General features: G+C 45.0%; 11 protein-coding genes. 4 read left to right on the forward strand and 7 right to left on the reverse strand.

Annotated elements, in window-relative coordinates:
* Positions 1–14: 14 nt before the first annotated feature.
* Both tkt and tal read right to left on the reverse strand, forming a co-directional pair.
* Positions 15–2,009, reverse strand: coding sequence for a transketolase (tkt, locus tag ACOSVQ_RS07675; protein ID WP_491981961.1), 1,995 nt, complete (start codon positions 2,007–2,009; stop codon positions 15–17).
* A gap of 110 nt (positions 2,010–2,119) precedes the next feature.
* Positions 2,120–3,070, reverse strand: coding sequence for a transaldolase (tal, locus tag ACOSVQ_RS07680; protein ID WP_491981962.1), 951 nt, complete (start codon positions 3,068–3,070; stop codon positions 2,120–2,122).
* Positions 3,071–3,598: 528 nt separating this feature from the next.
* Here tal and ACOSVQ_RS07685 point away from each other — a divergent pair.
* The 3 genes from ACOSVQ_RS07685 to ACOSVQ_RS07695 all read left to right on the forward strand — a co-directional run bounded on the left by ACOSVQ_RS07685 (position 3,599) and on the right by ACOSVQ_RS07695 (position 7,800).
* Positions 3,599–4,603 carry a sugar-binding transcriptional regulator gene (locus tag ACOSVQ_RS07685; protein WP_491981963.1) on the forward strand — a complete coding sequence of 335 codons (1,005 nt, stop codon included), beginning with the start codon at positions 3,599–3,601 and terminating at the stop codon, positions 4,601–4,603.
* 284 nt (positions 4,604–4,887) lie between these two features.
* Positions 4,888–5,817, forward strand: a complete 930-nt coding sequence (locus tag ACOSVQ_RS07690; RefSeq protein WP_491981964.1) for a TAXI family TRAP transporter solute-binding subunit — start codon at positions 4,888–4,890, stop codon at positions 5,815–5,817.
* 90 nt (positions 5,818–5,907) lie between these two features.
* Positions 5,908–7,800, forward strand: a complete 1,893-nt coding sequence (locus ACOSVQ_RS07695; protein WP_491981965.1) for a TRAP transporter permease — start codon at positions 5,908–5,910, stop codon at positions 7,798–7,800.
* Between the two features lie 151 nt (positions 7,801–7,951).
* On the opposite strand, the gene ACOSVQ_RS07700 is transcribed toward ACOSVQ_RS07695, so the two are convergent.
* The 5 genes from ACOSVQ_RS07700 to moeA form a co-directional block, all read right to left on the reverse strand.
* The gene (locus ACOSVQ_RS07700) at positions 7,952–8,203 is read right to left on the reverse strand and encodes a DUF2999 family protein (protein ID WP_165314045.1); all 252 of its coding nucleotides are present in this window, start codon (positions 8,201–8,203) and stop codon (positions 7,952–7,954) included.
* A gap of 120 nt (positions 8,204–8,323) precedes the next feature.
* On the reverse strand, positions 8,324–9,169 hold the full coding sequence (locus ACOSVQ_RS07705) for a sulfurtransferase (RefSeq protein ID WP_491981966.1): 846 nt from the start codon (positions 9,167–9,169) through the stop codon (positions 8,324–8,326).
* A 53-nt stretch (positions 9,170–9,222) separates the two neighbouring features.
* A complete protein-coding gene (locus ACOSVQ_RS07710; protein WP_491981967.1) occupies positions 9,223–9,522 on the reverse strand; it encodes a hypothetical protein in 300 nt (99 codons plus the stop codon).
* An 11-nt stretch (positions 9,523–9,533) separates the two neighbouring features.
* Entirely contained in the window at positions 9,534–10,286 is a 753-nt protein-coding gene (moeB, locus tag ACOSVQ_RS07715) for a molybdopterin-synthase adenylyltransferase MoeB (RefSeq protein WP_491981968.1), read from the reverse strand.
* An 8-nt stretch (positions 10,287–10,294) separates the two neighbouring features.
* On the reverse strand, positions 10,295–11,530 hold the full coding sequence (gene moeA, locus ACOSVQ_RS07720; protein ID WP_491981969.1) for a molybdopterin molybdotransferase MoeA: 1,236 nt from the start codon (positions 11,528–11,530) through the stop codon (positions 10,295–10,297).
* A gap of 201 nt (positions 11,531–11,731) precedes the next feature.
* On the opposite strand from moeA, the gene folE reads away from it, so the two are divergent.
* Positions 11,732–12,388 (forward strand): GTP cyclohydrolase I FolE, encoded by a 657-nt coding sequence (gene folE / locus ACOSVQ_RS07725; RefSeq protein ID WP_165314040.1) that lies wholly within the window; start codon positions 11,732–11,734, stop codon positions 12,386–12,388.
* The last annotated feature ends 50 nt before the right edge of the window (positions 12,389–12,438 follow it).

Below are 12,438 nucleotides of genomic sequence, written 5' to 3' on the forward strand. Positions count from 1 at the left end.
TTTGAGGTATTTAATTAAGCAAGTAGCTCGTTTGCTTTCTCAACTACGTTTTCAACCGTAAAGCCGAACATCTTGAACAGTTGATCTGCTGGTGCAGATTCACCGAATGTCGTCATACCGATGATTTTGCCGTTTAAGCCAACGTACTTGTACCAGTAATCCGCGATGCCCGCTTCAATTGCGATACGCGCTGTAACGTCTGCTGGCAGAACTGCACTGCGGTAAGCTGCGTCTTGTTTGTCAAATGCATCGGTTGATGGCATTGAAACAACACGTACTTGTTTGCCTTCAGCAGTAAGTTGTTCAGCCGCTTTCACAGCCAAGTCAACTTCAGAGCCTGTTGCAATCAGAATTAGCTCAGGTTTGCCTGCACAATCTTTCAGGATGTAACCACCCTTAGCGATGTCAGCTACTTGCTCTGCGGAGCGTGGTTGCTGTGCCAGGTTTTGACGAGAGAAGATAAGCGCTGTTGGCGCGTCTTTACGCTCGATAGCCAGTTTCCAAGCCACTGCTGATTCAACCTGGTCACATGGACGCCATGTGCTCATGTTTGGAGTCAGACGTAGAGAAGCGGTTTGCTCAACCGGTTGGTGAGTTGGACCATCTTCGCCAAGGCCGATAGAGTCGTGCGTGTACACTTGGATGTTTTGCACTTTCATCAGTGCCGCCATACGCAGTGCGTTACGTGCGTATTCCATGAACATCAGGAAGGTTGCGCCGTAAGGAACGAAACCACCGTGTAGCGCGATACCGTTCATGATAGCCGTCATACCGAATTCGCGAACACCGTAATGGATGTAGTTGCCTGATGCATCTTCTGGCGTGATTGACTTAGAGCCAGACCACATGGTTAGGTTTGAAGGTGCAAGGTCAGCCGAGCCGCCCATGAACTCAGGGAGCATTTTACCAAACGCTTCGAGTGCATTTTGTGATGCTTTACGTGATGCAATGTTCGCTGGGTTAGCTTGAAGCTCAGCGATAACCGTGTTTGCTTTTTCTTCCCACTCAGCTGGAAGTTCGCCGTTCACACGACGTTTGAATTCTGCTGCTAGCTCTGGGTATGCCGCTGCGTACGCTGCGAATTTTTCATCCCATGCTGCTTCTTTCGCTGCGCCTGCTTCTTTTGCATCCCACTGCGCATAAATATCTGCTGGGATTTCAAACGGTGCGTATTCCCAACCTAGGAATTCACGTGCTGCTTTGATTTCATCAGCGCCTAGTGGAGCACCGTGACAGTCGTGTGAGCCAGCTTTGTTTGGTGAACCAAAACCGATGATAGTTTTAGTACAGATTAGAGTAGGGCGACCTGTTTCTGCTTTTGCCGCTTCAATCGCTGCGTTGATTGCGTCAGCATCGTGACCATCAACCGCAGGGATAACATGCCAGCCGTAAGCTTCAAAACGTTTTGGTGTATCGTCAGCAAACCAACCTTCAACGTGACCATCGATAGAGATACCGTTGTCATCCCAGAATGCAATCAGTTTGCCTAGACCTAGCGTACCTGCAAGAGAACACGCCTCGTGCGAGATACCTTCCATCATACAGCCGTCACCCATGAACGCGTATGTGAAGTGGTCAACGATGTCGTGGCCTTCTTTGTTGAACTGAGCAGCAAGTGCTTTCTCAGCCAGCGCCATACCCACAGCGTTAGTGATACCTTGACCTAGTGGACCAGTCGTCGTTTCAACACCTGGTGCATAACCGTACTCTGGGTGACCTGGAGTTTTTGAGTGAAGCTGACGGAAGTTCTTTAAATCTTCCATTGATAGCTCGTAACCAGAAAGGTGAAGCAGTGAGTAAATCAGCATCGAGCCATGACCGTTAGACAGAATGAAACGGTCGCGGTCAGCCCAGTTAGGGTTTTGAGGGTTATGGTTTAGGTGTGAACGCCAAAGTACTTCAGCGATATCCGCCATACCCATAGGTGCACCCGGGTGGCCAGAGTTAGCTTTTTGAACACCGTCCATGCTTAGAGCACGGATTGCATTAGCCAATTGTTTGCGATTCATAGTCGTTACTCAGTTAAGTTTTAGTATTACTGCGAGCAGAGCGAACTCAGCTCAATTTGAAACAAGTATAAAAAGAGAAGCGAGTTAACACTCGCTTCTGAAATTTTTGATTAAAGCTTAGCTTCGATCATCGCTTCAAGTTTACCTTGGTCGATAGCGAAGTTGCGAATACCTTCTGCCAGTTTTTCTACAGCCATTGCATCTTGGTTGTGATCCCATAGGAATTCAGCGTGAGTCATCGCTGCTGGACGCGCTTTGCTGCCATTTGAGTCAACAAGTTTCGCTACCACTTCGCCTTCTGCTGCTTCTAGTTCAGCAAGAAGTGAAGGAGCGATAGTTAGACGGTCACAACCAGCTAGTTCAAGGATTTCACCGATGTTACGGAAGCTTGCGCCCATAACAACAGTTTTGTAGCCGTGCGCTTTGTAGTAGTTGTAAATAGTAGAAACAGATAGAACGCCTGGGTCTTCTTGCGCTGCGAAATCACGACCTTCTTTTGCTTTGTACCAGTCCATGATACGACCAACGAATGGAGAAATTAGGAACACGCCTGCTTCTGCACATGCGCGAGCTTGAGCAAATGAGAATAGAAGAGTTAGGTTACAGTTGATGCCTTCTTTTTCTAGTACTTCAGCAGCACGGATACCTTCCCAAGTAGAAGCCAGTTTAATAAGGATACGATCGTTGGAGATGCCAGCGTCGTTGTACATCTTGATAAGTTGACGAGCTTTAGCAATGCTGCCTTCAGTATCGTAAGAAAGACGAGCGTCAACTTCAGTTGAGATACGACCTGGGATCGTTTTTAGGATTTCTTTACCGATGTTAACCGCAAGCATGTCACAAGTATCTTGAACTTGTTGCGCTTTGTCGTTGCTTTGAGTTTTCGCGTACTCGATCGCTTGATCGATAAGTGGCGCGTACTCTGCAATTTGAGCAGCTTTAAGAATTAGAGAAGGGTTAGTTGTTGCGTCTTCTGGTTGGTATTTTTTGATTGCTTCAATTTCACCGGTGTCTGCTACAACGGTAGTCAGTTTACGAAGTTGCTCTAATTTATTGCTCATTTCGATCGTCCTATTTCTCGTTTCTCGTTGGGCTTTGCCTACCATTTAATATGCTTTCACCGAGTAAAAGTAAGGGTACATAGCAAGACTGTGGTTTGGCATTGCAAACAGGTTAAGAAAACATTGTAGCTACTTTAGCGCTACATATAAGTTCAACAACGCTGTTCAATTCACATAAACATAATGTTTTTCACTGTCCGAACATTTGTAATGAACATATGATCGAGCAATGAGTAAATGATGTGCTCATATTTATCTTATCTGCTGTGAATGTCAATTGTGATTTCTTGTTTCTAGTGACCTAAATCAACATTAATTTACTTATGTTCATTGGCATTAAAGGATGAAACGATTGCGCATGCCTTATAGAACGTAACGAGTTTGCTCAATCTCTCAAATTTATCGTGAGAATATGTAATTGTGGTGAGCAAATGTTGCGTGTGGGAGTGGGTGTAACATATGCTAGGTCAATGAGCAGATGCTCACTCTCGATTATGATGAGCATAATTTCACTGAAAAGAGCCGATGATGAATAATCCAATCCCAGAAATCTCTCTAGAAAATACTGATTTATTGACCGAAGTTTCGGTCGCTTACTACCAAGATGGAGCAACTCAAGAGGAGATTTCTAAGAAGTTTGCACTCTCTCGCGCCAAAGTCGGCCGTTTGCTCAAACAAGCAAGGGATGAAGGGATTGTTGAAATCACAGTGAAATATCATCCGGTGTTCAGTGCCAAGATAGAACAACGTTTAATTGAGCGCTTTGGCGTCAAGCGAGCACTTATCGCCTTAGATCAACCCAATGAAGAGCAGCAGCGTCAGCAAGTGGCTGGATTAGTCTCTCATTACTTAACCAACACTCTGAAAAACGGTATGGTGGTTAGCGTAGGGCAAGGGCGTAACGTTTCTGCTGTTGCCCATCATGTGGGTGTTATTACACCTCGCGACTGTAAGTTTGTCTGTGGTATCGGTGGTATTCACCCGCGTGGTGGCATGTTCAACGCTGACCATATCTGTCGTCAGTTAGCAAAAAAATACGGTGGTTCATCGGAAACCTTATACGCACCCGCATACGCAGAGAACCGAGATCAAAAGTTGGCGTTCATGCAAAACGCAACGGTTAAACAGACTCTTGATTTAGCGCGTAAAGCAGATATGGCGCTAATTGGTATCGGCGATATGAGCGAGAACAGCTATATGGTCGATCTGGGTTGGTTTACCGCTGAAGAGGTTGTGCAATCCCGTTTGCAGCAAGGCGTAGTGGGGGATTTTGCCGGACATGACTTTTTCAATGTTCAGGGTGAAATTGCCAATACAGTGATGAACGATCGCGTCATTGGTTTGAGCATCGATGAGTTCCGCTTGGTTTCAGAAGTGGTTGCTATAGCCGCCGAAAACAGTAAGCCTTTGGCATTGTTAGGTGCTCTACGTACCGGCGCTATTGATGTGATTGCAACTAGCGTAAGTAATGCGTTGACCGTTTTGAACCTTGATGAGCAAATGAGTGGTATCACGCCTTCACAAAATTTATAGAAAGATTAATAAAGCCTGTTCATACCACATTTTGTGCAAACCAGATAAGGAGGCTTTGGCCTCCTTTGTTCTATCTGATGTTCACACAAATCTCTAGGTTGGGTGATTAATCGCCACATTTCTAGGGTGAGGTGAATGTCACGACTACTTTTCAAACAGTGCAAGATTTGTACATCAAACTCTCATTTCACCGAAAGTCGTATTGCTATTTCTCATTATCCATTTCATACCAATAGAGAAACATTAAATATATAACTCTAGAATGACATGTTGAAGGAGCACTTATGTATCAAAAACTAAGGACTGGTTTATTAGCAGTAACGATGGCTTTTTCTCTGCCAGCGATGGCTGAAAACTACACTATTGGTACGGGAAGTCAGAGTGGTACTTATTATCCGTTAGGCGGTATGCTAGCCAAAATCTGGAGCGAAAATCTACCAGACTTCAATATGCGTGCTGAAGTGACAGCAGCATCGGTAGAAAACACGATTAAGGTATCAACGGACAAGCAGTTGGTGGGTATTGCACAAGGCAACGTCGTACTTCAGGCGGCAAATGGTGTTAAACCATTTCCGAAGAAACTTGATGTATCGGTACTGTTTTCTCTCTATCCAAACGTGGTGCAATTCATCGTTCCTGCGAAATCCGATATCAAATCTATTGTTGACTTAAAAGGCAAACGCATTTCACTTGGTGCTCCGGGTTCTGGTACGCGTGTTAGTGCGGTAAACATCCTCAATACTCTGGGTATCACTGAAGATGACATCACAGCGCAATCACTAAACTACACGGCAACGACCAGTGCACTTGCAAACAACCAAATTGACGCGGGCGTAGTGGTAGGCAGTGTTGGTGTTGGTGCGATCACTGAGCTTGCGTTAACTCGTGATATTCGAATCATTAGCTTCAGCGAAGATGAGTTGGCGAAAATCACCAAAGATTATCCATCATACATTCAGATTGATGTGCCAGCAGACGCCTACAACAAAGTCCCGGCTTTTAAAGCGCCAGCAGTATGGAACGTACTGGTTGTGAACAACAATATGAGTGAAGAAATGGCTTACAACATGACTAAAGTGGCTTTTGAAAATATGGACAAAATCCGCCAAGTGATTGATGTAACTAAATACACTACGATTGAGAATATGACCAAGCTGCAAGGCATATCGCTTCACCCAGGTGCTGAAAAGTATCGTAAAGAACAAATGAAGTAAGTTGTAATGTTTGGTGGGAAGTCTTGACTCTGAATGGTTGGGCTTCCTGCAAACCAAATGGACGATAAGTAATGTTACATGGAGTAAGTGATGAGTAAGGTTCATCCTAGTAACCAAAAAATTACCAATGTCATTGTTACGATAGCCGCGATTGCGGCTATCGCTCTTTCTGTTTTTCAGATTTGGCAGGGGATTGTGGCAAACCTAGCCGCCCCTGTTTTTAGACCCATTCACGTTAGCTGGGTATTAGCGCTGGTGTTCTTGGCTTACCCACTATTTAGCGATCGTAAACCGTTTCCTATTTATCTGCTTGGGCGAATCATTGATATCGTCTGCGTTGGATTGACATGCTGGGCATCGACACAAATTGCTTTATTTGATTACGACGACATCAGCTTTTTGCTTGATGGCTTGCAGTCGGCTGATCAGGCTGCGGGTGTGGTTCTCATACTTTTGCTATTGGAAGCAACACGTAGAACTGTTGGCTTAGTAATGGTGCTGATAGCTGCGCTATTTTTGCTCTACGCTATGTTTGGTAATGTGCTACCAGACAATATTGCCAGCAAAGGCTTTAGCGTTGAAGAGATTATTCGTTTCCATATTTACTCAACGAACGGTGTATACGGCGCTCCGCTGGCGATTGCCGCTGGTGTGGTATTTATGTTTGTACTGTTTGGGGCTTTTCTGCAAGTCACCGGAGCAGGACAGTTCTTTATCGACATGGCATTTTCAGTCGCGGGTAAATATCGAGGAGGTCCGGCGAAGGCGAGTGTCATCGCTTCTGCGGCATTGGGTTCTATTTCCGGCTCTGCGATTGCGAACACAGTAACCACCGGCGCTTTAACTATCCCAATGATGAAAAAGTTGGGATACAAGGCTGAGCAAGCCGCGGGGATTGAAGCAGCGGCCTCAACAGGCGGGCAGATCATGCCACCTGTAATGGGCGCAGGCGCATTTGTCATGGCTCAGTTTACTGGTATTCCTTATAGCGAAATCTTAATTGTTTCTATTGCACCGGCCATTTTGTATTTTGCGTGTACCTTGCTTTATGTCCACCTCATGGCGTGTAAGCTGGATCTACAAGGCATGACCCAAACAGAAAAAATCGTCACGGTTTTGCAAAATGGTTGGCACTATTTGGTTCCACTGATTCTTATCACAGTGCTACTGATGATGAGTTATTCACCGGTATTGGTAGGGGTGGTTGGTTGTGCTGCCATTCTGCTTGCTGCGATGACCCGTAAACACAGCCGAATTAGTGTGAAACTATTCTTGGAAGGGTTAAAAGAAGGCGCGCTATTGGCGCTACCAATATCAGTTGCCTGTGCAACAGCCGGTATTGTTGTGGGAGTGGTAGGGCAAACAGGTATAGGTCTTCAATTTACCCAGTTCCTTATCGCTATGTCCGGTGGCTATTTATGGTCAGCATTAGCGCTTATCGCTCTTGCCGCTGTCATTTTGGGTATGGGACTTCCTGTTACCGCAGCCTATATCGTACTGTCAATTATGGCGGTTCCGGCATTGATGGACTTCGGTGTCACGCTTCTCTCTGCGCATATGATCGTATTCTGGTTATCCCAAACATCGAACGTAACCCCACCAATTGCACTTGCGGCATTTGCAGGCGCGGGAATTGCCAACGCTTCGCCAATGCGCTCCGCGGTTCAGGCATTTAAATTGGCGCAAGGCTTCTTCTTAATTCCAGCCATGATGGCGTTTTCCGGACTGATCTGGGTAGAAGGTGAACATCTGCATTTCACCATTGGCATCATTTCTACCATCAGCTTGTTTGTGGCATTTGCAGGCGGTATTGAAGGGCGTTTATTTGTGCCATTGTTATTATGGCAGCGCGCTGTTTTGCTCTGTATGGCGTTAGGTGTGCTGTTCCTGTCTGATTTAAACCGTTTACTGGCGCTTGTGGTCATTATTGTGGTTTGTCTGCTGAATTACCGACAACAGAACAGAATGCTCTCTCAGGTTTAAAGGCCTAGGTTTAAATGCTCGGGTTTAAACGAGCAGAAACAAGAAGGCCGTCATTATGACGGCCTTCTTTTTCAATAAGAAAAGTCATCTACTTTTCTCAGGCTAAGTTTCTAAAGATTAAGCTTCTAAAGATTAAGTTTCTAAACAAGGCCTATTGTTGCAGCTTCGCTTTCGCTTCTTCTACTTTCGAAAAATCCAAACCGAGTTCTTCAACAGCTTCTTTAATAAGTGCAGGATTTTGCATCACTTGTCCCATTAAAAGTTGAAGCTGCTCTTGAGGTAAACCGAGTTGACCGACAATCGCCATCGCTGCAAACGGGTTTTGAGTCAATGCTTGGAATAGCTCTTGGATTTTGTCGTTGTCTACATTGTTCTCTTTTAGCAGAGCAATAATTGGGTTCATTTCATTACCTTTAAATAACTAACCTAGTGGTTTCTTAATTCACAATCGGGCGCAGTGTATATCAATTGCTGCCGATGTTTAATCTTTTCACTGAGCGTCAACTACAGCTTGAGTAATCCATTAACCAGCGTTATTTGCCGTTGCAATCGGTAACTCAGATGATGCTCCCCATTCTGTCCATGAACCATCATAAACAGAGAGGTTTTCGTAACCGCAAACTAACGCCGCTAATAGAACAATGCACGCTGTTACACCTGAGCCACAGCTGAATAGGTATTCGTCTGCATCTTTGTTCAGCGTTGATTTTAAAATGGCAGCAAGTTCATTGGCGGTTTTGAGCTTATGCCCATCCATTAATTCAGCAAATGGCAGGCAACAAGAATTTGGAATATGCCCGCTGCGCAATCCAAGGCGAGGCTCTGCAACTTGAGAAAGGAAGCGAGCTCGTGAACGAGCATCTACAGTTAGGCTGGTTTCGTCTTCAATTTTCGCTTTTACGTATTCGGCATCAACGAAATAATTTGTTTGCAACGTGCCGTTAAAGTCACCTTTTTCTACATTAGTGAGATACTCTTGAGTGACGTTGTAACCTTGAGCTTTCCATTCGGTTAAGCCGCCATTGAGTATATAGACCTGTGAATGACCAAAAGCTCTAAACATCCACCAAGCTCGAGGAGAGGCAAAAGTACCACTGTTGTCATAAACAACGATGATTGAATCGTTGTTGATTCCTAGTTCTTGGGCTAAATGATTAAAGCGCTCTTCGCTTGGCATCATGTGCGGTAGTGGAGAGTTGATATCACAGAAGTCTTTGTCGTAATCGAATCGACGGGCATTGGGAATTTTATTAACCCAATCTTTTTCAGACTCAGATGGGATCTGAAATTCAAGGCTGCTGTCTAGGATAACTAAACGAGGATCATCCAAATGCTCGGCAAGCCATTCAGGTGTAACTAGTGGTGACATTCAACAAATCCTTAGTTGTGCTCACGTAAAACTCAGTCCCTTAAAGTACTCAATTAATGGCAAGAAAGAAATCGGTAATAAACATCTTGCTGCTCAGTTAGGATTTTCTGCACAGCGATCACATCACCTACATGGCATTCTGTGGTTGGTGACACACTGATAAGCTGCTTTCCAGTATCCTCTGATTCAACGAGCAAATAACGTCTTTGCCCATCGAGAGATTGGGTGAGAGTGTTGTCAATCAGACGTACTTGATGAGTGGTTTGAGTACGCGCTGGCCGCAATGACAATAGAGCGACCAGCACTAACGTCAGCAGCAATAACAATATGGTGAGTTTCTTTGCTGAAGACATCTGAAGGAAGGCTACTTGCTGCAAGTAGGGCAATGAGGCTGTTTCATCAACTTCATTTCACGCCATGACATGGTCATGGCATCGAGCATCAGAATTTTGCCTTGAATTGGCTTACCCAAGCGTGCAATGACTTTAATCGCTTCCATCGCCTGAACTGCGCCAATAATGCCCACTACCGGTGCCATCACACCAGCCTCTACACAAGAAAGTGCATTACTGCCGAACAGTGCGCTTAAACATTGGTAACAAGGTTCGCTTTCATCCTGATAAGTAAACACACTTACTTGTCCTTCCATGCGAATAGCTGCACCTGAAACCAACGGGGTTTTAGATTGGTAGCACAAACGATTAAGCTGATTTCGAGTATCAACGTTATCGCTGGCATCCAGAACCAAATCATGGTCCTGAATCAGGCTTAACAGAGCTTCGTCATCCAGCCTTTTGGCGATTGTGTTGATATTCAGTTCAGGATTCAGTTCTTTCAATGCTTGAGTGGCAGATTCAACTTTGAGTTTGCCAATGTCTGCGTCATGGTGGAGTACCTGACGCTGCAGATTAGAAAGCTCAACTTTGTCGTCATCAATCAAAGTGAGTTTGCCAATGCCAGCAGTGGCGAGATATTGGCTCGATGCACACCCTAAACCACCTGCACCCAATATCAAAATTGAGGACTGCTTTAGTGCTTCTTGTCCTTCAAAATCAAACGCTTTGAGAATGATCTGACGGTTGTAACGCAGCATTTCTGCATCGCTTAGGATTTCCATACTCGAACCTAATATAACGTTGAGTTAAACAGTTGAATGCTCACAGTCTCACCGACTTCAATACTGCCGCGTTCGCGTTCAAGTACCACAAAACAGTTCGCTAAACTCATAGAACGAAACGCGCCAGAGCTCTGATTACCAGTAGTTTCGACAACGAACTGACCGTTCTCGATTGAGTAAATACCACGTTGATAATCCGTTCTGCCCGGTACTTTCTTAAATGCAGTACGAGTAATCGCAGGGATTGATTCCGGCGCTTTCCACTGGGTATGTCCAGCAAGCTTAGCGACCATTGGCTGAACCAGTACATACATGGTCAACACTGCTGAAACAGGGTTACCCGGAAGACCACAGAACCAAGCATCACCGAGAGAACCAAAGGCGAAGGGCTTACCTGGCTTGATGGCGAGTTTCCAAAAACCAATCTGACCCACTTCATCAAGAATGTCTTTAGTGAAATCCGCTTCACCAACGCTGACGCCACCAGAGGTAACAACGACATCAGCGAGACTTTGCGCTTTTTCAAACGTTTCTTTCAGGGTTTTAGGACAGTCAGGGATGATGCCCAAATCAATAGGTTCACAGCCAAAATTGATGATTAGAGGCTTAATACCGTAGCGATTGCTGTCATAAATTTCGCCAGCTTTCAGCTCCGTGCCTAATGGCTTCAACTCATCGCCAGTAGAGAAGAAAGCAATTTTAGGCTTTCTAAAAACCGTTACGTGGCTTACACCCAAAGTTGCAATCATCGGAATATCACGAGCAGTTAGGCGCGCGCCTTTAGTCAGAACGATGTCACCTTGATGAATATCATCACCGACAGGTCGAATATTGCAGTTAGGCTTTACCTGAGTCTGGCAGAAAACTACGCCGTCTTCGGTGATGGTAGCTTGCTCTTGCATGATCACCGCATCGCAACCTTGTGGAATTTGCGCGCCCGTCATAATACGTACGCAAGTCATCGGTGACCATTCACCTTCAAAAGGCTGACCGGCGAAAGATTTTCCCGCAACAGGTAGCGGTTGGTTTTGCGCTAATTCGTTAATTCTAACCGCGTATCCATCCATGGCAGAGTTATCAAATGGTGGAACGTTGATAGGGGATAGAATGTCTTCTGCAAGTACAAAGCCGATGGCTTCTGCGAGTGGGAGTTGAAGTGTTGATTGGATTGGTTTAATGCCTGCCAGCATTTTTTCTAAAGCTTCTTCAAGAGGCATTAAGCCCGGAGCATCACAGCAGCCCATTCTTTATTCCTGTTGTCTTTTTTATTTGGGGATACTCTAACATAGTAGAGCTATTTGCCTATGCGCTTTTTAGGGATAGCTGCATAGGGAAATTCGACGGATAGGAGGCAATATTTCCACCTATAAAATAGGGGTGTAATTATGTAAGAATCCGAGTATCCTTGTCAGCCATCCGAAAGGGGTAAAGTAAGAGGAATGTGAATGTCATCAGGTCTTAGCGAATCAGCAAAGTTAGTAAAAGATGCGCTAGAGCGCCGTGGTTTGGAAACGCCAATGCAACCAAATACGGTGAGTCGTGAAGAGAAGAAAGAAAAGATTGAGAATCACATGCGTGAAATCCTCAATTTACTTGGCCTTGATCTGACCGATGATAGTCTAGAAGAAACGCCACATCGTATTGCGAAAATGTATGTGGATGAGATTTTCTCTGGACTGGATTACGCTAATTTTCCAAAAATCACTGTGATTGAAAACAAGATGAAAGTAAGTGAAATGGTGAAAGTGAAAGACATCACTGTTACCAGCACTTGTGAGCATCACTTAGTCACTATCGATGGAAAAGCTGCGGTTGCTTATATCCCGCGTGGCAAAATTATTGGTCTGTCAAAGATCAACCGTATTGTTCGCTTCTTTGCTCAGCGTCCTCAAGTTCAAGAGCGTATGACGCAGCAAATTCTGGTTGCTCTGCAAGCTCTACTAGAGTCAGACGATGTGGCGGTTACTATTGATGCTACGCATTACTGCGTAAAATCTCGTGGTGTCATGGACGCAACCAGTGTTACGACAACAACGGCATTGGGGGGTATTTTTAAATCAAACCCAGCAACGCGCGCTGAATTTCTTCACGGTTTACGTTGAACAGCAGCTGTTAATAGCAGCATAAGAATACAAAAAGGGCATCCATAGAG

Source organism: Vibrio sp. HM8-C, assembly GCF_058630515.1.